The organism is Flavobacterium subsaxonicum WB 4.1-42 = DSM 21790 (assembly GCF_000422725.1).
In the GTDB taxonomy this organism is placed as follows: domain Bacteria; phylum Bacteroidota; class Bacteroidia; order Flavobacteriales; family Flavobacteriaceae; genus Flavobacterium; species Flavobacterium subsaxonicum.
In genome coordinates this window covers 13,467-36,765 of the sequence record NZ_AUGP01000017.1, presented here as the reverse complement: position 1 = coordinate 36,765, position 23,299 = coordinate 13,467, and the positions used below count along the sequence as shown (strand labels likewise).

At 42.4% G+C, this 23,299-nt stretch carries 20 protein-coding genes; 7 read left to right on the top strand and 13 right to left on the bottom strand.

All coding sequences use genetic code 11. The annotated features are described in order from the left end of the window. Positions 1 to 142: 142 nt before the first annotated feature. On the bottom strand, positions 143 to 2,770 hold the full coding sequence (gene cphA, locus G509_RS0102810) for a cyanophycin synthetase (protein WP_026990134.1): 2,628 nt from the start codon (positions 2,768 to 2,770) through the stop codon (positions 143 to 145). Positions 2,771 to 3,012: 242 nt separating this feature from the next. Between cphA and G509_RS0102805 the strand changes: the two genes are divergently transcribed. The 3 genes from G509_RS0102805 to G509_RS0102795 all read left to right on the top strand — a co-directional run bounded on the left by G509_RS0102805 (position 3,013) and on the right by G509_RS0102795 (position 5,683). Next, positions 3,013 to 3,945, top strand: coding sequence for a cyanophycinase (locus G509_RS0102805; protein WP_026990133.1), 933 nt, complete (start codon positions 3,013 to 3,015; stop codon positions 3,943 to 3,945). A 146-nt stretch (positions 3,946 to 4,091) separates the two neighbouring features. Then, positions 4,092 to 4,934: an isoaspartyl peptidase/L-asparaginase gene (locus G509_RS0102800; RefSeq protein ID WP_026990132.1), complete on the top strand. Its 843-nt coding sequence runs from the start codon at positions 4,092 to 4,094 to the stop codon at positions 4,932 to 4,934. Positions 4,935 to 4,984: 50 nt separating this feature from the next. After that, positions 4,985 to 5,683, top strand: coding sequence for a DUF2461 domain-containing protein (locus G509_RS0102795; protein WP_026990131.1), 699 nt, complete (start codon positions 4,985 to 4,987; stop codon positions 5,681 to 5,683). 86 nt (positions 5,684 to 5,769) lie between these two features. Here the strand turns inward: G509_RS0102795 and G509_RS0102790 are convergent, their stop codons facing one another. After that, positions 5,770 to 7,743 carry a trehalase family glycosidase gene (locus tag G509_RS0102790; RefSeq protein ID WP_081663228.1) on the bottom strand — a complete coding sequence of 658 codons (1,974 nt, stop codon included), beginning with the start codon at positions 7,741 to 7,743 and terminating at the stop codon, positions 5,770 to 5,772. Between the two features lie 352 nt (positions 7,744 to 8,095). Between G509_RS0102790 and G509_RS0102785 the strand changes: the two genes are divergently transcribed. Together G509_RS0102785 and G509_RS0102780 are read left to right on the top strand one after the other, a co-directional pair. Then, on the top strand, positions 8,096 to 8,653 hold the full coding sequence (locus G509_RS0102785) for a YdeI/OmpD-associated family protein (protein WP_026990129.1): 558 nt from the start codon (positions 8,096 to 8,098) through the stop codon (positions 8,651 to 8,653). A gap of 93 nt (positions 8,654 to 8,746) precedes the next feature. After that, entirely contained in the window at positions 8,747 to 9,184 is a 438-nt protein-coding gene (locus G509_RS0102780; RefSeq protein WP_035738428.1) for a DUF6526 family protein, read from the top strand. A gap of 102 nt (positions 9,185 to 9,286) precedes the next feature. On the opposite strand, the gene G509_RS0102775 is transcribed toward G509_RS0102780, so the two are convergent. Further along, positions 9,287 to 9,778: a hypothetical protein gene (locus G509_RS0102775; protein WP_026990127.1), complete on the bottom strand. Its 492-nt coding sequence runs from the start codon at positions 9,776 to 9,778 to the stop codon at positions 9,287 to 9,289. A gap of 25 nt (positions 9,779 to 9,803) precedes the next feature. Further along, positions 9,804 to 9,992, bottom strand: a complete 189-nt coding sequence (locus G509_RS0102770; protein WP_026990126.1) for a hypothetical protein — start codon at positions 9,990 to 9,992, stop codon at positions 9,804 to 9,806. Between the two features lie 304 nt (positions 9,993 to 10,296). On the opposite strand from G509_RS0102770, the gene G509_RS0102765 reads away from it, so the two are divergent. Next, positions 10,297 to 10,836: a YceI family protein gene (locus tag G509_RS0102765; RefSeq protein ID WP_026990125.1), complete on the top strand. Its 540-nt coding sequence runs from the start codon at positions 10,297 to 10,299 to the stop codon at positions 10,834 to 10,836. Positions 10,837 to 10,928: 92 nt separating this feature from the next. On the opposite strand, the gene G509_RS0102760 is transcribed toward G509_RS0102765, so the two are convergent. From G509_RS0102760 to G509_RS0102715, 9 genes are all read right to left on the bottom strand, one after another. After that, positions 10,929 to 12,734, bottom strand: coding sequence for an acyl-CoA dehydrogenase family protein (locus G509_RS0102760; protein WP_026990124.1), 1,806 nt, complete (start codon positions 12,732 to 12,734; stop codon positions 10,929 to 10,931). 33 nt (positions 12,735 to 12,767) lie between these two features. Next, a complete protein-coding gene (locus tag G509_RS0102755; RefSeq protein WP_026990123.1) occupies positions 12,768 to 13,127 on the bottom strand; it encodes a four helix bundle protein in 360 nt (119 codons plus the stop codon). Positions 13,128 to 13,163: 36 nt separating this feature from the next. Further along, positions 13,164 to 14,345 (bottom strand): acetyl-CoA C-acyltransferase, encoded by a 1,182-nt coding sequence (locus G509_RS0102750; protein ID WP_026990122.1) that lies wholly within the window; start codon positions 14,343 to 14,345, stop codon positions 13,164 to 13,166. Positions 14,346 to 14,355: 10 nt separating this feature from the next. Then, a complete protein-coding gene (locus tag G509_RS0102745) occupies positions 14,356 to 14,733 on the bottom strand; it encodes a four helix bundle protein (protein WP_026990121.1) in 378 nt (125 codons plus the stop codon). Between the two features lie 41 nt (positions 14,734 to 14,774). Beyond that, positions 14,775 to 17,165 (bottom strand): 3-hydroxyacyl-CoA dehydrogenase/enoyl-CoA hydratase family protein, encoded by a 2,391-nt coding sequence (locus G509_RS0102740; RefSeq protein ID WP_026990120.1) that lies wholly within the window; start codon positions 17,163 to 17,165, stop codon positions 14,775 to 14,777. A 98-nt stretch (positions 17,166 to 17,263) separates the two neighbouring features. Then, a complete protein-coding gene (locus tag G509_RS0102735) occupies positions 17,264 to 17,719 on the bottom strand; it encodes a MarR family winged helix-turn-helix transcriptional regulator (RefSeq protein ID WP_026990119.1) in 456 nt (151 codons plus the stop codon). Between the two features lie 436 nt (positions 17,720 to 18,155). Next, complete coding sequence (locus G509_RS0102725) at positions 18,156 to 19,115, bottom strand: hypothetical protein (RefSeq protein WP_026990117.1); 960 nt, start codon at positions 19,113 to 19,115, stop codon at positions 18,156 to 18,158. Between the two features lie 27 nt (positions 19,116 to 19,142). Then, positions 19,143 to 20,312 carry a carboxypeptidase-like regulatory domain-containing protein gene (locus G509_RS0102720; RefSeq protein WP_026990116.1) on the bottom strand — a complete coding sequence of 390 codons (1,170 nt, stop codon included), beginning with the start codon at positions 20,310 to 20,312 and terminating at the stop codon, positions 19,143 to 19,145. A gap of 103 nt (positions 20,313 to 20,415) precedes the next feature. Further along, on the bottom strand, positions 20,416 to 22,200 hold the full coding sequence (locus tag G509_RS0102715) for an AMP-dependent synthetase/ligase (RefSeq protein ID WP_026990115.1): 1,785 nt from the start codon (positions 22,198 to 22,200) through the stop codon (positions 20,416 to 20,418). Positions 22,201 to 22,652: 452 nt separating this feature from the next. Here G509_RS0102715 and G509_RS0102710 point away from each other — a divergent pair, with 452 nt between their 5' ends. Next, on the top strand, positions 22,653 to 23,165 hold the full coding sequence (locus G509_RS0102710; protein ID WP_026990114.1) for a zinc ribbon domain-containing protein: 513 nt from the start codon (positions 22,653 to 22,655) through the stop codon (positions 23,163 to 23,165). Positions 23,166 to 23,299: the final 134 nt, after the last annotated feature.

Genomic DNA, 23,299 nt, shown 5'->3' with positions numbered 1-23,299 from the left:
AGAACTTAACAAAAAATAAACAATAAATTTCAGATGTATTAATGTATGCATAATTTGGAGATGATTTTTTTACCACCAAGGCACAAGGTTTCGGGTAAAATATCAATGCATAAAAAAGGAGCCTTGCGGCTCCTTTAAATAGTTATGATTGTATCGACTCTTCGTTCTCTTTATCAAGGTAGCCCTGTACAATTTGTATGGCATTGGCAATAACATCGCTAAGCGCCGTTATGTGGCTGCCCTCTACAGCGTTGCTAATGGCGTGCTTAATGGCATCGGTTTCTTTAGGGATAACCTCATAGGTAATCTCACGGCCCGAAGCCTTAAAGCCTTCTAAAAGCAGTCCGTTGATCTCTTCTTCGGTACGGCCGCGCAGGTGCTTTTCGTTTCGCATAATAATATGGTCGAACATACGCGCAGCAATGGTAGCACAGTTGCGGATATCTTCATCGCGTCTGTCGCCAACACCCGATATAATTCCGATTTTCTTAGTTGCCTCTACGTTAGCAAGGTAATCTTCTACCGCAAGGTAGCCCGCCGGGTTGTGTGCAAAATCGATCAGGACTTTAAATTTCTTAAAGTCGAAGATATTCATACGGCCCGGTGTTTGTGCCGCGCCCGGAATAAAGGTTTGAAGCGAAAGGCTTATATCTTCGGTCTTAAAGCCCCAAAGGTAAGAGGCCAGGGTAGCGGCAAGCACATTGGCTATCATAAATTTAGCCTTACCGCCTAACGTAAGCGGAATGTGCGATGCCCTTTCGATACGAATTTTCCATTCGCCTTTTTTTATAGTAACAAAGCCGTTTTCGTACACAGCGGTAACGCGGCCGGCTTTGGCTTCTTCTTTAATAAACGGACTGTCTTCGTCAAGGCTAAAATAAGCCACGTTGCAATCCAGCTCTTTACCTATTTTAACGCACTCAGGGTCATCGGCGTTAAGCACTGCCCAACCGTCTTTTTTAACGCTGCGCGGAATTACCCTCTTAACACGCGAAAGGTCGTCCAGGTTATGGATGTCACTCATGCCGAGGTGGTCTTCCTGAATGTTGGTAATGATACCAATATCGCATCGGCTAAAGCCAAGGCCACTTCTAAGTATACCGCCACGGGCTGTTTCCAATACGGCAAACTCAACTGTAGGGTCTTTTAAAATATATTCGGCGCTAAAAGGCCCGGTAGTATCGCCTTTTTCGAGCATGTGGTTTTGCACATAAATACCGTCAGACGTTGTAAAGCCTACTTTAAAGCCATTGTTTTTTACAATGTGGGCCAACAGTCGGGTAGTGGTGGTTTTACCGTTAGTACCCGTAACCGCAAAAATAGGTATGCGACTTGGTTTACCCGGCGGATACAGCATGTCGATTACAGGGGCAGCCACGTTGCGCGGCAAGCCTTCGCTTGGGGCAAGGTGCATCCTGAAACCCGGTGCAGCATTAACCTCTAATATAACGCCGCCATTTTCTTTAAGCGGCTGCGTTAGGTTCTCGGCCATAATATCTATACCGCAAACATCTAATCCTATAACGCGTGAGATTCTTTCTGAAAGGAAAATGTTCTCAGGGTGCATCATATCGGTAACATCTACCGATGTTCCTCCGGTGCTCAGGTTGGCGGTAGATTTTAAATATACTATTTCGCCAATAGACGGAACGGTATCAATCGTGTAGCCTTTTTTTGTCAGCAAATCGGTAGTATCGCGGTCAACGGTAATTTCGGTCAGCACGTTTTCATGGCCATAACCGCGGCGTGGGTCAAGGTTTTCGGTATCAATCAGTTCCTGAATGGTATGTTGACCGTCGCCCTTAACGTGTGCGGGAACGCGCTGTGCAGCTGCAACTACCTTGTTGTCTATTACCAGCACGCGGAAATCGTAGCCGGTTATAAATTTTTCTACAATAACCCTGCTGCCATAGTTTTGCGCAAAGGCAAGCCCGGCAACAGCATCTTCGTAATTAAGTACATTTATAGATGCTCCCTTACCATGATTACCGTCTAACGGTTTAAGCACAATGGGGTAGCCTATTTTTTCTATGGTAGCTTTAAGGCTTTCTTCATCGGTACAAATATCGCCACCGGCAACGGGTATAGAGGCTGCGCTAAGCATACGCTTGGTTTGCTCTTTATTGCAGGCAATATCAACCGCAATGTGGCTGGTTTTGTTGGTAATGGTAGCCTGAAAACGCATTTGGTTAATACCATAACCTAATTGTACAAGCGAATTAGTGCCAAGGCGAATCCACGGTATATCGCGCGCAACGGCTTCTTCTACAATACTGCCGGTACTTGGGCCCAGGCGGTCGCGTTCGCGAATTTTGCGCATCATTTGTATATCGGCATCCAGATCGTACTCGGTACCAGCAATAAGTGCTTCGGCAATGCGCACCGATGCTTCGGCGGCAAAAATGCCCACGTTTTCTTCCAGGTAACTAAACACTACATTATAGGTGCCGGGTGTTTTGGTTTCGCGCGTGCGGCCAAAACCGGTATCCATCCCCGCAAGGGTTTGTATCTCTAAGGCAATATGCTCTATTACATGGCCCATCCACGTGCCCCTTTCTATTCTCGAAAAAAAGCCGCCCCTAACACCTTCAGAACAGCGGTGCGTTATCATAGAGGGTATAAGTGCCTCTATCCTTTCGCGAAAACCGTCTATCTTATTGGTAGGAAATTGCTCCATCTCCTCCAGGTCGAGGCGCATTTGTATTAGTTTTTTTCTTTTTACGCTCCAAATATTGGGTCCGCGAAGTGCCTGTATTTTTTCGATTTTCATAAATTGGTAAAAAAGGGGGTTGTGTTAGCTGTAAGTCTCAATATTTATTCTTGTTTTTGTGTTTTTGATAAAAGTAACGTAAAGCGTTTTAAACGGCAATTCATCGTTAGAAAATTACTTAAAAAAATAATTAAAAAGTATCTTTGCCCTAAATATTTTGCAATTTTTGCCTTTGGTAACAATTTGTAAAGAAATAATTAACCGTAAATTGCGTTTTTTACGTATTTAATTAATTTTGCAGCATGAATAATGTAAAGGGGAAACTCATAATAATAGGTGGCGCGGTAGATAAAGGTAGCTTTACAGAAGCATCTTATGATGCTAATATAGCCAATAACCTGAACTTTTTTGAAACCGGTATTTTGCGTCGCATTATCCGTGAGTCTAAACATGGCGAAGAAAGCCGTATTGAGGTAATAACCACAGCATCGGTAATTCCGCGCGAAGTTGGGCCACAGTATGTTAAGGCATTTGAATATTTACAGGCCAAAAATGTTGGCCTTATGTATATAGAAAAAAGGGAGCAGACTAAAGACCCCGAAATTTTAGCCCGTATACAGGCTGCCGATGTGGTAATGTTTACCGGCGGCGACCAGCTTAGGCTAACATCCATCCTTGGTGGTACCAAACTGCACGATATTATACTGGATAAATTTAAGAACGAAGATTTTATTTATGCAGGTACATCGGCCGGTGCAGCGGCAGCATCCAACAACATGATTTACCAGGGCAGCAGCCAGGAGGCTTTGCTTAAAGGCGAGGTGAAAATTACCAGTGGCCTTAGCCTGATCGAGAATGTTATTATAGATACACACTTTGTGCAGCGTGGCCGAATGGGGCGCCTGTTTCAGGCTGTGGTGGGCAACCCCCGCGTACTGGGTATTGGACTTGGCGAAGATACCGGCCTGCTGATTACCAGCGATGGTAAAATGGAAGCCATTGGCAGCGGACTTGTAATTTTAGTGGATGGCCGCCAGATTATGGATACCAACCTTACACAGGTAGAACTGGGCAAGCCTATTAGCATTAATAATATGATTGTGCATGTAATGAGCATGTATGATACGTACGACCTTAACACCCATGTTATGGAAATACATAACTCGCAATATTCTATACCATTATTTACCCCGGCAGAAACAGATTCTGACCCGGTAAATGATGATAAGGAGTAGGGAAGGAGAACTTCTGCAAAGAAACACGAAGGAGGCACAAAGATTCGCAAAGAAAGCGTTACAATAAGTTTGGATAATTTATTTTAGCTTTGTGAATCTTTGTGCCTTCTTTGCGAAACTTTGTGGTACAAACTAAACATATAGAAATGAAATTAATACTACACGGCGGCTTTTTTAGCGAATCTACAACCGATGCGAAAACCAAAGCAGCCAAACAAGAGGCACTTACTACCATTGTTAAACAGGCATACGATTATTTAAAATCGCATACGGCTACACAAACTGTGGTTTATGCGGTGTCGTTGTTAGAAGATAATGTGCTATTTAATGCGGGTATAGGGTCGCAGATACAAAGCGATGGGCAGATTAGAATGAGCGCTGCCCTTATGGATGGCACTACCCAAAAGCTTAGTGGGGTTATTAATATTCAGAATGTTAAGAACCCTATTTTGGTTGCCGAAAAACTAATGCCGTACGACGACCGCGTTCTTGGTAGCGAAGGTGCGAACCAGTTTGCGACAGCCAATGGTTTTGCTGAATTTAGTACAGAGACTCCTGAGCGCCGCGCCGAATTTGAAAAGAAACTTGCCGCTACCGGTACCGGTACTGTAGGCTGTGTGGCGCTGGATGCTGATGGCAAACTTGCGGTGGCAACATCTACAGGTGGTAAAGGTTTTGAAATGGTAGGAAGGATATCTGACTCTGCAACAGTTGCCGGAAACTACGCCAATGCTTTTTGCGGCGTGAGCTGTACGGGCGTAGGCGAAGACATTGTAAGCAACGCTACCGCCACCAAAATTGTAACCCGCGTTACCGATGGTATGGCTATTGCCGATGCTTTTGCCAAAACGTTTACCGAACTTAAACCTTATGATGGTTTTGCCGGGGCTATTGGCATTGATGCTAAGGGAAATGTTTTTCATCAGGATTCGCATCCAAGCATGGTGTTTGCCAGCTTTGATGGTACTGATGTAGTTGTTTTTGATTAGATAACTATAGCCTTGTAAAGAACTTTATAAGATTAACAAAACCCTATTACATGGCACAACAACCCCAGATACCGGCATCGGCTTTAGATTTTTTACAGCAATTACAACAAAACAATAACCGCGACTGGTTTGCCGACCATAAAGAGGAGTTTGTTAAGCAACAAAGTTCTATAGAAACGTTTGCCGATGGCCTGTTGAACGAACTCAACACTCACGATGTTATAGAGACTGCAAGCGGCAAAAAGAGCCAGCAACGCATTTACCGCGATACCCGTTTTTCCGGCGATAAAACGCCGTACAAAAAATATTGGGGTGGTGGTTTTACAAGGGCTACAGCAAGCCGCAGGGGTGGGTACTACTACCATATTGAGCCGGGAAATACATTTTTGGCTGGTGGTTTCTGGTCGCCCAGTGCACCCGATTTAAAGCGTGTCCGCGATGATATTAGTTATGATTCGGCACCATTGAGAAAAATTCTTACCAGTAAATCTTTTACCCAGACTTTTGGTACGCTTAATGGCGAGCAGCTTAAAACCACACCCAAAGGTTTTGATGCGGCTCACGAAGCTATAGACCTATTGCGTTACAAGCAGTTTTTGCTAATTAAAAGATTTACCGATGCCGAGGTGTTAAGCCCTGATTTTTTGAAAAATGCCAGCCAGGCGTATAAAAATATGCGTCCGTTTTTTGATTACATGAGCGAGGTACTAACCACTAACGCTAACGGAATTAGTTTGTTGGAGGAGTAGGGTGTATCCGGATTAGATTCTTCGGCTCCGTTGCACTTCGCTCAGAATGACATACTGCATCCGACTAACACCTAACAACCAAATACTTACTTCTCAAAAACACTATCCGGACTTTCCAGGGCATCCAGTTTTTTAATGTATTCTTCGGGTAGCAGGCTCAGGCCGTATTGGTAGGATGCATTCATCCATCCAAAACCACTACGGGTAATGTAGGCAAAATCGGTACCTACGTTGCCGTATTCGGCATATACCTTATGGGTGGCGTTAACCACATCATATTTCTCGGGTATGGTACCATTATAATCAACAGCATTTTTGGTAATCGTCCATAGCCAACGGTAAATAAGCTCACGGGCTTCATTGTCGTAACCATAGTTTATAAGGCCTTTCCAGAGCAACATTTGGTGCGGTGCCCAACCGTTAGGATAATCCCACTGGCGCTGTACACCATTAATAGCGTACTTATCTAACGATGCCTTGCTCGATCCTGTAATGCCGCCTTCGGCCTTTAGCTCGTGCATTAGTATGGTAACCAATTTGGCGGCTTCGTCTTTAGTACATAACCCCGCCCAAAGCGGAAAGAAATTGGTAGCCGACATAAAATCGCCGCGCTGCTGTGTTTTTACATTATAATCAAAAAAGCCCTGTAGCTTATCATCCCAAAGGTATTTACGCATTAAAAGCTTTCTGGTCTCAGCCTTTTCATGCCAAAAGTTAGCAGTGTAGGTTGTGCCATCTAAACCTTTAAATCCATCTTTAAAATAAGTGCTTATTAAAAACTCAAAGTCTTTTTCGTATTTGTAAAGCAGTGCGTTAACATCAACCGAATTTAAATCGGCAGCAACGTTATCCAGGCGCCAACTGGTATCGTGCCCGCTTTCGCGAAGCGTACGATCATGTACAAAATAGCGGTCTAACGATGCGCTTTTAATTTCGCCGCTTTTATATTTCGTCTCAAATTCAATTTCAGTTACATGGTGCTTATCAGCATATTCCTGTAGTATCTCTTTAAAATGCCCTGGCTCTGTTTCGGGCGGAATTCCTAATCCATCAGCATAGTAGCGATTAAGGCCGGTTTGGGGCGTATAACGGTTGCCCTGCATCCACACGGTGTTATACTCGTGTATGGCAATGGCAAGGCTTTCGGCAAGCCATTCTTTATCTTTAGCGGGCATGGCATGGTACACCTCGCGTATAGCCGACGACAAAAATGGTGGCTGCGTACGTGTTAGGTAGTACGACCTGTTGGCATTTAATATTTTGCCGTAATGTTTAACCTGATAGCAAAAATTGTCTACCATAGCCTTGGCAAGGTCGTACCTGTGGTCTATCAGCAGGCCAATGTTCTCAAAATAACTATCCCAGCCATACATTTCGTTAAAGCGGCCACCGGGTACCACAAAAGGCACTCCCTTGCCATCTTCAATTTTAAGAGAAAGTATACCCGGCTTCTCGTTTATCGACCTAACATATTCAGCCGTAATATTTTCGGGTAAAACAACCACCTCAAGCTTTGGCTTACGGGTTTGCAACTCTTTAAAATAGGCAATGCCCACGGCATCATCAAACGGAACATACACCCGTTGTTGGGTATCGTGCATTTTATCATCGCCGGCAATGCGGTCAAGGCCGGCCTCGTCTATAGTTCGGGTAAGGTCGTCCCAAAACTGGGTTTTTATACGGCGCGAAATACGCTCTGCAGGCGGCTCCTGAATTTGGCGTAACGATATCAGCAGGTTTTCCTGTGCACTATCGTTAGCAATGGCAAGTTCCTGTAACAGATTGCTTATATAATAGGTGTTGCGCAAAATAACAGTGTCGCCCTTGGTGCTCAGCAAAAAATAATCTTTGTTCGCGGGGGCATCGTCTTTAGTAATACGTTTATCGCCATCGGTATCATAACCGGCCAGTAGGTCGGCCATGGTGTGCTCTACCGGAAGGTTAAAAACAGTTTGGCTCTCTATAAATTTGTGGCTGCAACTCATAAGCATAGTACCTGCAACAACGGTTGAAAACAACAGAAATACAGGTTTTTTTATTTGGGGGTTAACTCTAAACATCTTTTGGAGGTGTGGTAACTTAACCCTAAAAATACTACTTTATGTTTGTTTTGCAGGTAAGCTTTACGGGGGTTAACAATAAATTAGCATGGAATGCGGTTTAGAGTTTTGGGTTTAGAGTTTTGGGTTGATTTTCCGTGTACATGGGGCGTTGCCCTACGCTATTATGTTTGACCCTTTCAGAGCCGAATAGTTAATTTGTGAAATTCGTGAAATTTGTGTCAGCATTATATAAATGTATGGCGCGATGCTTTGTGTAACTTTCGTGTTCCTTTGTGAACCTTTGTAAAAAAGCCTCCTTCCAAATTCATAATTTAAAATTCGTAATTTTATCTTCCCAAAACCCCATTAAATGGAACCCACTTTTTTTGCAAACCAGGACGATTTTAGGCAATGGCTCGATAAAAACCACGAAACAGCACCAGAGCTGCTTGTTGGCTTTTATAAAACCGGCAGCGGTAGAGAGAGTATAACATGGCCGCAATCGGTTGACAAGGCATTGTGCTATGGGTGGATAGACGGTGTACGTAAATCGCGCGATGCCGAAAGTTATACTATACGTTTTACGCCCCGTAGGGCGGGCAGTATATGGAGCGCGGTAAATATTGATAAGATGGAAAACCTTATTGCCCAAAAGCTTGTAAAGCCGGCAGGGCTTGCGGCGTATAAAAAGCGGACAGAGAACAAATCAAGGATCTACTCTCACGAGCAAAAAGATGTGGCTACATTATCATCTGAAATGGAAGCCGAATTTAAAGCAAACAAAACTGCCTGGGAGTTTTTTACCACACAGGCACCATCCTACCAAAAGGTGGTGCTGCATTGGATAACATCGGCCAGGCAGGAAAAAACACGCCAGTCGCGATTTGAAAAACTGTTAAATGCCAGTACCGAAGGCAAAAGGCTGTAGAATAGTTAAAAGTGCGGTAATGCTTACAATTTAATTTGTTACATTTGATAATACCACATAACCCATCTAATAGAAACTAATTAAATAGCCCTGATGGCAAAACAACAGAATTATAAAAACCACATAAGGTTTTACCCGCCCCATCATTTTGTGTTTTATCCGGTAATGCTGCTGTGCATGGCCGGCTGTACCATACATGCCTGGCAAACCGGTTGGAATCCGCTATGGATTGCCCTTGATATTGTTTTTGCCTGTATTACCTGGGTGGCTTATATGCTGCGCCAGCACTATGCACTTACACTGCAAAACCGTATTGTACTTATGGAGCTGCGCTACCGCTATTTTGTAATTACAGGCCAAAGGCTGGAGCCGTTAGAGGCACAGCTTACCGAAGGCCAGTTGTTTGCACTTAGGTTTGCACCCGATGAAGAGCTGCCCGCACTGGCCAGCCGCGCCATTGCCGAAAACCTTACGGCCGATGCCATTAAACGTGCCGTACAAAACTGGAAAGCCGATAACCGAAGAGTGTAGGTTAACCAGATGGTAATAAATACAAAAGAGGGATAGCAAAATGTGCTATCCCTCTTTATTTGGATTAGGTTCTGAACTATAAATAATTCGTACGTCTAACCCTTATTCTTCATCCTGAGGCTCATCCCACCTAAAGCGGTCGTTGCCACGGTTATATTCGCTATGGTCGCTGTTTATGTAATCGCCGGCAGCGGCATCCCTGTGCTCGTCGTACTCATCATACCTTGAAGATGCTTTGTAGTTTTGAGAGTCATCAAAATACCTGCTTGCTGTACCGCGCTGCATGGCATCATTTTCATCCCAGTCGTTATCCTCGGTACCTTTATTAGAGGTAGTAGTTTCGGCATCTTTTCTGTTATCCCACGATTCTTCGTCTTCGTTAAAAGTTTTAGAATCTTTATCGTGGTTCTTATCGGTATTTATAGTTCTGTCGTCGCTGTAACGGTCTTTATCGCGATCTTCGTTACGGTTGGCGCTGCTGGCAGCAACACTTTGGTTAACGTTCCAGTCAGAGTCGGTATCGTCTATATAACGGTCATCTGTAAGGCTTTTAGCACCTAAGTTGCCGGTATTTTGGTTTCTATCTGTTTGCATGATATAGTAATTTAATTTGGATCGTTTAATATTCTCGCTTCTTTTCAGAAGTATCGCCATCCTGAATTTTTTGCGGTGTTTTAGTGGCCGATGTTTTTTTGGCAGCGCCTTTTTCGGCCTCAGGTATCGCTTTTTTCAGCTCAGTCGAATCAGTATCTTTTAAATCTTTTCCGCTTGAAGATTTTGGTGCCGGTGTTTGGTTTCCTGATGCCATAACATTTTGTATTTGGTTATAGTACAAAGTTCGGCAAGCTTGCCTGCTGATTGTTAGCTAATTAACGTTACATTATGTTAAGAAGGTTTTAAATAGGATTAGTTAAGTGGTTAAGTTATTGATAATGTTTGTGTTACCTGTATTGTTGCTCCTTATTTGTGTAAAGTTTAACAAATAATTCACGACCATAACCCTTATAAACACTGCAATACTTACTAAATTAGTGAAGGCTTAATAAGTGTTTACCTATAAAAAAATATACAACACGCCAGGCCGTATTATTTTATCCTTTTATTCAACAATTATGGCAACACGACACTGGGTAATCGATCCCGCTCACTCCGACATTCATTTTAAGATAAAACATTTGGTAATATCCAGCGTAACAGGTTCATTCAACGTGTTTTCAGGGCGTTTTGTAACCCCGCAGCACGATAATTTTGACGAAGCTTATTTTACCATCAACATAGATGTTTACAGCATAGATACCAACAACCGCGACAGGGACGAACACCTTAAATCGCCCGACTTTTTTAATGCTGATGAGTTTCCGCAGATAGAATTTTTATCTACCGAATTTAAACATATAGAAGGCGATAAGCACACGCTTAGAGGCGACCTTACCATTAAAGGTATTACTAAAGAGGTAACCTTAGATGTACTTTTTGGTGGCGAAGCTAAAGACGGTTTTGGTATACAAAGGGCCGGTTTTGAGGTTAGCGGTATTATTAACCGTAACGATTTTGGGGTACATGCCGGCGATGTTACCGATGCCGGTGGCCTTGTATTAGGCGAAGATATTAAGCTGCACGCCAACCTGCAATTTACCAACGAGGTTGATTAAATAACGCTAATAGCTAATAGTTTATAAAAGCAAAAATCCGCTGCGATGGTATGTTCGCAGCGGATTTTTAAAATTAACTAAAAACTATATTTTTAAAACGGGTAGTTGTTTTCGGCAACAATCTTGGCCGCAATAGTTTCCCTTAAGGCTACTACGTTAGGCATATTGTTGTATTTGGTAAAACGCCTTAAACCCATAAGCATCATGCGTTGCTCGTCGCCTTCAGAAAACGATGCTATACCTTCTTTACCTTTAGTATTAACCAGGTCTACCGCGTGGTATAAGTACAATTGCGCCATGGCAATTTGCTCTTTAACAGCATCGGCACCTTTACTTTTGGCAAGCTTCTCAGTTCTTAATATAACCGATTCTGCCATATAAATTTCTATAAGTATATCAGAGGCAGCCATTAGCAATTGCTGGTGCTCGTCTAACGCCGGGCCATATTTTTGAACCGCACTACCGGCAACCATTAAGAAAGCTTTTTTAAGCTTGCCTACAATTTCTTTCTCCTCAGCAAAAAGCTCAGAATAATCAGGTGTATCAAAAGAAGGGATGCCCATTAATTCTTCGGCAACCTTCATGGCAGGGCCAAGCAGGTCCACATGCCCTTTCATAGCTTTTTTAACCAGCATACCAACGCTAAGCATACGGTTAATCTCGTTAGTACCCTCGTAAATACGGGCAATACGGGCATCGCGCCAGGCGCTTTCCATTGGGGTATCTTCGCTAAAGCCCATACCACCAAATATCTGGATACCTTCGTCGGCACAATTCTGAATATCTTCAGATACTGCCACCTTAAGTATAGAGCATTCTATAGCAAATTCTTCAACACCTTTAAGTTCGGCATCCTGATGGCTTTCGCCATTAGCAACGCGGGCATTAATACGGTCTTCTATATTTTTAGCAGCACGGTAGGCAGCACTTTCGCCGGCGTAGCAGTTAGCAGCCATTTCGGCCAGCTTAGCGCGAATAGCACCAAAATTAGCAATAGGTGTATTGAACTGAACCCTCTCGTTAGCATATTTAACCGAGTTGCTTATTGTTCTGCGCTGCGCATCAAGGCAGGCGGCAGCCAGCTTAATACGGCCTACGTTAAGGGCATTCATGGCTATTTTAAAGCCGTTGCCACGCTCGCTCAGCATATTCTCTACCGGTACTTTGGTATCGTTAAAAAATACCTGGCGGGTAGACGAGGCACGTATGCCCAGCTTATGTTCTTCCTCGCCAAGAGAAATTCCGTTAGACGGATCGTTATCTACTATAAAGCCGGTAATATTTTTATCGTCGCCAATACGTGCAAATACTATAAATACACTGCAGAAGCCGGCGTTAGATATCCACATTTTCTGGCCGGTAATTTTGTAATGCGTACCGTCTTCGCTTAAAACCGCTTTGGTTTTGCCCGAGTTAGCATCAGATCCTGCGCCCGGCTCAGTAAGGCAATACGCGCCAAACCATTCGCCACTGGCAAGTTTAGGAACGTATTTGTGTTTTTGCTCCTCGGTACCATAAAGGGTAATTGGCATAGTGCCAATACCGGTGTGTGCGCCAAAAGCGGTAGAGAACGAACCCGTTGCACCACTAATGTAATCGCAAACCAGCATGGTGCTTACAAAGCCCATACCAAGTCCGCCATACTCTTCGGGCACGGCTACACCCAGAAAGCCAAGCTCTCCGGCTTTACGCATGCTCTCTTCAGTAAGGGCATAATCTTTCTTTTCAAAACGGTCTTTGTTCGGCCAGATCTCACGGTCGATAAACTCTTTAACCGAGTCGCGCATCATTTGCTGCTCTTCCGAAAAATCTTCCGGAGTAAACACGTCCTCACTTTGTGTTTCCTTTACAAGGAATTGACCTCCTCGTGCTAATTGTTTTTCTAATGTGTCTGACATGACTATGATATTTTAAATTTTGAATTATAAATTTTAAATGGGCTTCGCGATACCTTCCTGCGATGTCTTAATTATTTTTGTTATTATATTTATTATATGTTCAACCTCAATCAGGTAACTATCTACAGGAGTTTGCGTAAGTGCTGATTTGCTTAAAAGTCGTAACCAATACTTAGTTTCTCTTGCTTCTTTAGATGCAATAGCCATTTTGTGTATAAAATCTTTTTTAGATTGGGCGGCTATTGCTTCTTCTACATTGGCGCCAATACTGGTACCCGATCTCATTAATTGTTTTGAAATGATGAATTCATTCTCCCTTTTCAGGCTGATGTAAAGGCTGATAATACTTAACGAGAAATCGAAAGTTTTAACAGCTATAATATTATCCTTCACGTCATTTAAAATTTAAAATTCATCATTTAAAATAAATTACAAAAGCTCATAAATCCCCGCTGCGCCCTGGCCTGTACCTACGCACATGGTTACCATACCGTATTTACTGCCACGGCGTTTGGCTTCGTCAAAAAGTTGAACCGATAATTTAGCACCGGTACAACCCAGTGGGTGGCCCATAGCAATAGCACCGCCGTTTACGTTTACAATATCTTTGTTGATGCCCAACTCGCGAACCACGGCAAGCGATTGCGATGCAAAGGCCTCGTTAAGTTCTATAAGCTGAATATCTTCCAGTTCTAAACCGGCAAGCTTAAGTGCTTTTGGTATGGCTTTAACGGGACCGATACCCATAATTCTTGGCTCTACACCGGCTGCGGCATAGCTAACCAGGCGGGCAATAGGCTCCAGTTTAAGTTCTTTAACCAGCTCTTCGCTCATTACCAAGACAAACGCAGCACCATCGCTCATTTGAGACGATGTACCTGCGGTTACGCTACCATCGGCAGCAAAAACCGGTTTTAGTTTGGCTAATGCCTCTAACGATGTATCGGCACGCGGACCTTCATCCTTAGTAACCGTATAGCTTTTAGTGGCTTTTTTGCCGTTAGCATCTACATATACCTGTTCTACAGTAATAGGAACTATCTGTTTATCGAATTTACCCTCGGCCTGAGCTTTAAGTGCCTTTTGGTGCGAATGGTAGGCAAATTCGTCCTGATCTTCGCGGCTTACTTTAAACTGTTTTGCAACAGCCTCTGCCGTAAGGCCCATGCCCCAGTAATAATCTTCGTGACCGTTTTTAGCCGCCTGGTAATCAGGTACCGGCTTGTAGCCACCCATCGGGATATAGCTCATGCTTTCAGCACCCCCTGCTATCACGCAATGAGCCATACCACTTTGTATTTTGGCCGTAGCCATAGCGATGGTTTCTAATCCTGATGCGCAATAGCGGTTTACCGTAACACCCGGAACATCGTCTACCTTTAACCCCATAAGCGATATAAGGCGCGCAAAGTTTAACCCCTGCTCAGCCTCGGGCATGGCGTTACCCACCAGTACATCATCAATTCTTGTTTTGTCGAATTCCGGCAGCTCGTTCATCATAAACTGAATTACTTCTGCTGCTAACTCATCCGGACGCTTGAACCTAAAGACTCCCTTAGGTGCTTTACCTACCGCTGTGCGATAAGCCTTAACTATATATGCTGTTTTCATTTTATAGATATTAGATTTTAGTATTGAGAATTGAGACGTCCTGAAGACTCTTTTGGAATGAATAATTCATTTTTTGGATTTCAGTTATCAGTGGCAATAATTCATCAATTTTATATTTTTCAATAAGATTAAGTTCATAGGTTAGTATTAATTGAGTTTGAAGCTCATAGCAAGAACCATTTGCGATACTTAGAAAATGTTTAAACTCTTTATTAATATTTCTTCCAGCTCCTTCTGCAATATTTGATGCAACAGAAACTGCGCATCTCTTAATTTGAGATGATAGGCTATATTTTTCATCAGAAGGCAAGTCTGCAACTATTTTGTAAACTTGTTTAGCTAATACAATCGACTTTTGCCAAACCTTTAAATCTTCTACTTTATGCATACAGTCTCAATTCTCAATGCTAATATCTTTGTACTTAATTATTAGTTACGAAGCGGTTTCCCTTTAGTTAGCATGAATTGAATACGCTCTAATGTTTTACGCTCTCCGGTTAAAGAAAGGAATGCTTCCCTCTCTAAATCCAGTAAGTACTGCTCTGTTACCAAAGTAGCTTCAGATAAATCGCCGCCGGCCATAACGTAGGCCAGTTTGTTGGCAATTTTTTTATCATGTTCAGATATGTAATGCCCTGCTTCCATACTATCGGTGCCCACCATAAACATACCCAGTGCCTGTTTGCCCAGTACTTTTACATCTTTACGTTTTACCGGTTGGGTGTAGCCCGCATCGGCAAGCAGTTTGGCATGCTTTTTAGCTTCGGCAAGTTGCCTGTCTTTGTTTACTACAATAACATCTTTGCCTTTTTGAAGTATGCCGGTATCAAATGCCTCGTATGCCGAAGTAGATACCTTAGCCATAGCCACGGTTAAGAAATACTCCTGCAACACATTAAGTTCCACATCGTTTTTCTTAAAAGTGTCCGATGCCCTTAACGCCATTTCCTTGCTACCGCCACCGCCGGGAATAACCCCAACGCCAAACTCCACAAGGCCAATATAGGTTTCGGCAGCGGCCACAACCTTATCGGCGTGCATGCTCATTTCGCAACCGCCACCCAGTGTCATGCCATGCGGCGCAACCACTACGGGTATCGACGAATAACGAACCCTCATCATCGTATCCTGGAACATTTTAATAGCCATATTAAGCTCATCATATTCCTGCTCAACAGCCATCATAAAGATCATGCCTAAGTTAGCGCCAACCGAAAAGTTTGCCGCCTGGTTGCCAATTACAAGCCCGTCGTATTCTTTTTCGGCAAGGTCGATGGCTTTGTTAATGCCCTGAAGCACACCGCCGCCAATGGTATTCATTTTAGACTGGAACTCAAGGTTTATAATACCATCGCCCAGGTCCTGGATAATGGCATCGCTGTTGCTCCATATTTTTTTGCTTTCGCGAATGTTGTTTAGTATAATAAACGCATCCTGACCCGGAATTTTCTTTTGAGATTTAGAGGCCAGGTCGTAGTAATACGTAGCGCCTTCTTTAATAGTGTAGAAGCTTTTGTTGCCCGATGCTAACATATCGGTAACCCAGGCGGCAGGCTCAAGGCCTTCGGCTTTCATAAACTCGATGCCTTTTTCTACACCCACGGCATCCCAAATTTCGAACGGACCGTTTTCCCAGCCAAAGCCGGCTTTCATGGCGTCGTCTATTTTATAAAGGTCGTCGGTAATTTCAGGTACGCGGTTAGCCACATAGGCAAACATGCCGGTAAAATTCTTGCGGTAAAATTCGCCGGCTTTATCAGTGCCCTTAACAAGCACTTTAAAGCGGTTTATAGGCTTATCTATAGTTTTGGTAAGCTCTAATGTAGCAAACGATGCTTTTTTGGCTGCACGGTACTCCAGCGTGTCCAGATCGAGCGACAGGATATCTTTATCTACTTTTTTATAAAAGCCCTGGCCGGTTTTGCTGCCCAGCCATTTGTTGGTTATCATGGTATTTATAAAATCGGGCACCTTAAACAGGTCGTGCACTTCATCATCAGGGCAGTTTTCATAAATACCTTCGGCAACGTGTACCAGGGTATCAAGGCCCACTACATCTACCGTACGGAAGGTAGCACTCTTAGGGCGCCCAATAACGGGGCCGGTAAGTTTATCAACTTCCTCTATGGTTAAGCCCATATCTTTAGCCTGTTTAAACAAGCTCATAATACCAAAAATACCAATACGGTTACCAATAAAGGCAGGGGTATCTTTAGCTACTACCGATGTTTTGCCAAGAAACTTCTCGCCATAATTATTCAGGAAATCCAGTACCTCTGTTGAGGTTTGCGGACCCGGTATGATTTCGAAAAGTTTAAGGTAACGCGGAGGGTTAAAAAAGTGAGTACCGCAAAAATACTTCTGGAAGTCTTCGCTGCGGCCTTCGCTCATAAATTTTATAGGAATACCCGATGTATTCGAGGTAATAAGTGTGCCCGGCTTGCGGTATTTTTCGATGTTCTCGAAAACTTTCTGTTTAATATCAAGGCGTTCTACAACAACTTCAATAACCCAATCGGCTTCGGCTATCTTATGCATGTCGTCTTCGGTATTACCGGTAGAAATTCGCTCGGCAAATTTTTGGTGGTAAATGGGAGAGGGCTTACTTTTTAGCGAGTTGGCCAAATGGTCGTTCACTATCCTGTTCCTCACAGCCTTATCGGTTAAACTAAGGCCTTTTTTTTGCTCAGCTTCGTTAAGTTCCCTTGGCGGGATGTCCAGCAGGAGCACTTCTACACCTATATTGGCAAAATGGATAGCAATGGCAGACCCCATGATGCCGGAGCCTACAACGGCTGCCTTTTTAATAGTGCGTTTCATTCTGTTTTGTTTTTTAGTTTGGTTTAATGCAATGTGCCAATGGCTTACTGCACTACTTAATATTTTAATTTGCTGATGCAGGGCATCAGTATGTTTGTTTATTTCGAATCGGCTTCATCATTTGTAAAGATCTGCCTTTCAGATATCAGTTCGTTTATCTTTTCGGCCACCTCTATAAAGTGGTCCAGTTTTTCCTGGGGTATGTGCTGCCTTACCACATCGTTAAAGCGCAGTACCCTGTCGCGCGAAAGCTCTCTTTTTTCCTTGCCCAGCTTGGTAAGGTTTATAAGTACCCCACGGCCATCTACCGGATTTTTTTTACGGGCAATTAATCCCTTGTCTTCCATACTTTTTAGCGTACGCGTAAGGCTTGTAGGCTCCATGCCCATTTGCGGGCCAAGGGCTGTACTGGGTATGCCGTTGTCTTTATCTATAGACAGCAGTGCAAACCCTACCGACATACTTGCCCCATACTTAGAGGCCTCTTCATTGTACATTCTGGATACCGCCTGCCATGTTGCCCTCAGTATATAATCTATAGTTTTCTCTTTCATGCTTTATTGGTGTTTCAAATATACAAAATAATTAGTATGCATGCATATTAAATTAAAATTAATTTTTGGTGTTCATAAAAAACTCCCTGTTTTTTTAGGGAGTATGTATATTTTATCCTTACAAGGTAAGGAATATTTTGTAAACGGGCTGTATATTAGTGTTAACGCATTTGTAAAAACTGCCTTATCTAAAAGTAAATTTATGTATCTATTCTGCTTTTTGCAGATAGGTTACAGGCACGCTATCCGTCAATCATACCCCGTTTTTTTGATAAGAGACAATAATATTATCTTATAGAGGTGTCCATTACATATTAGTATTTAAATAAACTTGCTATTATTACTAATTGTCTGTTTAAAGTAAATGTAATAATTTTATGAATAATAAAAAACTCCCCAATAGGGGAGCTGAGCTGTATAAATAATATGTAGTGATCTACTTTTCTTTTTTATCGATATAGTCGTATACAACGCCCGATCCATCTAAATTTTCGCGGCCCCTGTATACCATAGACTTGTTAAAGTTTAGTCCTTTAAATATCTTTCTAACCTCGGCACGTATGGCTACATTTTCGCGTTTTAAGGCAATAGTATCTTCTTTACTAATAGAAGTATGGTAAAATATGGCAGGCACGGTTTCCGGATAAATTACCTGTGCTTTTATCTCCAGCAAGGTAGGCTTGCTAATAATGCTGTTTAACGCAATAGGAAATTTATACGTTTCGTTAACCTGTTCGTCTAATGCTTTATAATAATCTTCTATGGCTGCTTTATTGTTCCAGCTAAGGTTTTGATGCTCCTCCCTAACGCAGTCGTTAGCAGCACTTGCAAATACATAAGCGTCTAATAAATAACCGTCGGCCTCTTTTTTCTTTGCTGTATCATACATGTTTTGTACAGTCTGGTTAAAGTTACCTAAAAACATAAGGTCCATTTGGTACAGTTTCCATTGGTTGTTATCGTTACCGTAAATCAGGGCAATAAGATAATCAAACTGGTGGCTGGATACTTTAAGGAGGCTAACATAGGTTTCAGTTTGATCTGGCACATAAGAAAACGTAAACCCTTCTTTATCTGAGGGGATATCTATTTTTTCTCCCCTTGTAGTGGTAACATGATATTGCTTATATACAGTAAATTCGGGCTTAAAGAAACCATTTCTAAAAGGCATTACCACATTGCGGATGCTGGCTTGCAGGTGTTTAAAAAAATCATCTGATGCTACCGCCTTGTATATCTTTTGGTTACTTGTGGTAACGGCTTCAAATACACTGTCGGTTTTAGTTTTTAAGGTATTTCTAAGTTTTGCATCTATTTTCTCGTCTGTCTCCACTACCGGAGATGAGCAGCTGTATAATGCTGAAAAGGTTAGCAATAGTAAAGCGATTTTTTTCATAGTAAATTATGGGCGTGTAATTAATTGTTATTTAAGGCTTTGTATAACTTTTTCTTCGGCCTCGGTAGGTAATAAGGTGTTGTTGGTTTTCCAGAATTCTTCAGTAAAATGGGTACCTGCCGCAAACAGGCTCTTTTCTTTATATTTAAGTTTTTTGTCGAGGTCAAATTCGCCTTCTTTGTAGTCCATAGCAACAATATCGCTCACAAAATCAAACGTATCATCCAGTTTATTGCCCATTTTTGCATGAAAATTGGCTCTGTGCTTGTTGTACGTCATAATATACTTAGAGCCATCTATCCTAAAGCCGGTTTTTTTAAATTCGTCTAACAAAGTAAACTTCATAATCAATACATTAACTTCAGATATGTATTTTTTATGCGCTTCAGAATATTTAATGTCCATTTCCAAAATAAGCTTGGTGGCAGGATCATATACTACGGTGCCCTCCATTAATAATTTTTGTACTTCGGCTTTAGGGATGATCTTAATTATCTCTACCGATTTGCCATTTTTATCGGTACGCATGCGCAACTCAAAATTATAATTGGGGCTACTCAATACATTGCGTATTCCTTTAAAGCTATAAGCATCAGATATGGCGTCGCGTACATCAAAAAGGTATAGTGCGTCAGTCATTTGCTCTCTTTTTGTGGTACCGGCATCTACCAGGCGAGACGACCTGCTTTGCTTAACCAACAAATCTGAAGCGCCACTTTTACGCTTAACGTAGTAATCCAGTAGCCCGTCGGCAAACTTGGTGTACACATCGTTAACCTTTACAAACTCACGGTAATACGTGTTTAACAGCAGCGATTTTTCCAGCCGCTTGCGCGAATTGCCTACAACCTGCTGCAAAATTTCGCTTACCGGTATATTAGTAACTACAAGCTCTTCCAGCTCTATGCCGCCGGGTTCCAGGAACAGTTCAAGGTCTTCGTTAGACTTATCGGGGGTAAAGTTATAACTCCTGTAACTCAGGTGGCTAATAGTAATACTTTTTGCCGAAGACGGCAGTATTACCCTAAAGCTGCCTTCATCATTAGCAACGGTGTTTATGTTAGTGCCATCAACACTAATAGTAGCCCTGGATATGGGTTCCTGAGTAGTAATGTCTTTTATAACGCCTTTAAGCGTTTTTTGCTGCGCAAAGCTTACAGTGCTTACAAGTAAAAGTAAGAATAGGAGTTGTTTCATGTTTATTATTGGTTGCGGCTAAAATAGCTAATTTTTTAGTTATTTGCCACACTAAATGCTTGCTAATAAGCCATAAAAAAACTCCCCAATTGGGGAGTTTAAATTACTTTTCGGATGTGCCTCCGTATATCTTATCATACAGTTTAATGTATTTTTCTTTGACTGACTTACGCTTTAGTTTAAGGGTAGGGGTCATTTCTCCGCCTTCAACACTCCATGCATCGGGGGTAATTTCAAATTTTTTGATCTGCTCCCAATGGCCGAATTTCTTGTTAATACCCTCAACCTCTTCCTGTATGCGGTCGTGTACCTCTTTGCTGTCGGCAATTTCCTGGTTAGAACCCAGATTAATGCCCTTGCGTGATGCCCACTGCTTAACAAACGCAAAATCAGGCTGAATAAAGGCCGCCGGCATCTTCTCGCCATCGCCAATAACCATTATCTGTTCTATAAAGCGCGACTGCTTCATAGCGTTTTCAATTAGCTGAGGTGCAATGTATTTACCTCCGGATGTCTTGAACATTTCCTTTTTACGGTCGGTAATTTTTAAGAACCCGTCTTTATCTATAAGGCCAATATCGCCTGTATGAAAGTAACCGTCCGTCATTACCTCTTTAGTCTTTTCTTCATCATTATAGTAGCCCATCATAACGTTGGGGCCTTTGCATAAAATTTCGCCGTCTTCGGCAATCATAACTTCCACACCTTTAAGGGGTTTGCCCACGGTGCCAATTTTAAAGCCACCGTTGCGCTGGTCGTTAACGGCAATAACCGGAGAGGTCTCCGTAAGTCCGTAACCCTCCATAACCGGAATTTCCGCTGCTGCAAACACACGTGCAAGCCTTGGCTGTATGGCCGCGCTACCGCTAACCATAAGGCCTAATTTACCGCCAAGCCCAGCCTTCCATTTGCTAAAGATAAGCTTACGTGCAAGCCATAGTTTAGCGCTGTACCACAGGCCGTTAACACCGTAAGGCTCGTATGCCAGGCCAACATCTACCGCCCAGAAAAATAGCTTTTTCTTGATGCCTGTAAGCGCCGAACCCTTAGCTATAATAGCGTCGTACACCTTTTCTAACAACCTTGGAACCGCCGTAATAACATCGGGAGAGGTCTCTTTAATGTTATCGGTCAGTTTTTCAATGCTTTCTGCAAAATATATCGATACACCACAGTATTGGTAGATGTACAAAATCATGCGCTCATAGATATGGCAAACCGGCAAAAAGCTCAGTGCTACACTCTGTCCGAGTTCAAAAGGTACACGTTCTGAGCTCATTAGCACATCTGATACTATGTTTTTATGCGACAGCATTACGCCTTTTGGCCTGCCGGTAGTACCCGATGTGTAGATGATGGTAGCCAGTTCGTCTTCCTTAATACTGTCTTTAATAGCCTCTACATCAGCCTGATTGCCAGTGTCTTTGCCCAACTCCAGTATCTCTGTCCAGTTTTTACAGCCCGCCACCTCGTTAAAAGAGTACACTTCTTTTAGCCTGGGTACATTAGGTTTAACCGACATAATTTTCTGGTACAGCTCTTCGTCAGAAACGATACAGTACTGACTTTCAGAGTGTGTAAGTATGTATTCGTAGTCTTCGGTAGATATAGTTGGGTACACAGGTACGTTTTGTGCGCCGGTTTGCAGTATGCCAATATCAACAATATTCCACTCAGTGCGGTTGTTGGACGATATCACCGCGATCTTATCGTTTTTCCTGATACCCAAACGTAAAAGCCCTCGAGAGAAGGCGTTAGCCTTATCCAGGTACTCCTGTGTTGAGGTTTTTACCCACTCATTTCCGTATTTGGTAACCAATGCCGCAGGCAGGTTGTACTTTTTTAGCTGATAGTACGGAAAATCGAACAAACGGGTTATATTATCCATAAATTTTTGTAAAGGTTTATCTATGCAAATTATGAAATTATATTTTATAAACCAATTAATTTAGGATGTGATAATTTTTTAATACTGCAATTATAGAGTTCGTCAAATTATCGAAATTAGGCCAAAAAGGGCTTAATATTTCACTTTCGGACTTTGAGATTGCGTATCTGGCCCCATAGTCGATCACAAAATTGAAAATCCCAGAAAATGGTGGTTGGGAATTCTAAAAAACTCCCGAAAAATTTTCGGTTAAATCGAATTGTCTTTTTTACTAAATTTAATAAACCAATCCTCAAATTTAAAACCATGAAAAATTTGTTCCTGCTTATTTCTCTTTTTTGTTTTGCAACTATAAATGCGCAATCAGCCAGGGTAAAAAAAGACAGCCTCTCTAATTCCGGGTGTATAATTTGAGAAGTCCTATATTTACGCACATTAAACCAAACCACACCATGAAACCATGCACCCGATGCGGCACTATGCTTGCCGATGACGCTACTTATTGCACTAACTGTAACACAGAGCAGCCAAAAAGATTTGAAGAATTTGAACTTCCGGCACCTCAAAATACTACTTTTTTAAAAGTATTATGTATATTAACTATTGTAGGGGTTGTATTTACTATGATAAGTACAGCAGTATCTCTTAGTATGGGTGCAGCATTGCCAATTAAAGGTTTTGAATCTTTAACCTATGTAAATTTTGGGGTCGCCACCTGCAAACTTATAGCTGCAATTTTAATGTTACGAAAAAAGCTAAGCGGCCTGTACCTCTATACGGCAGCGGCTGTTGGTAATATTGCTGTTCAAATATATTCTGCTACTCTAACAGCAGATTATATGAATAGTATATTGGGCGGCAATGGCAGTACCATTGCTATTGCAGGCACAGCAGTTACAGTGGTAATAGCACTTGCGTTCTTAATATTATACTGGCTTCCGGTAAACAGAAAACTTTTATCGTAGCCCGTCTATATAGTTTAAACAACAAACGCCCTGCATAATGTGGGGCGCTTGGTTTTGTTGATGTGAGTGCGAGTGTTACGCCCCAAGAGCAAGAGCATGAGCGAAAGGGCATGTTTGTTTCTTATGCTAATACA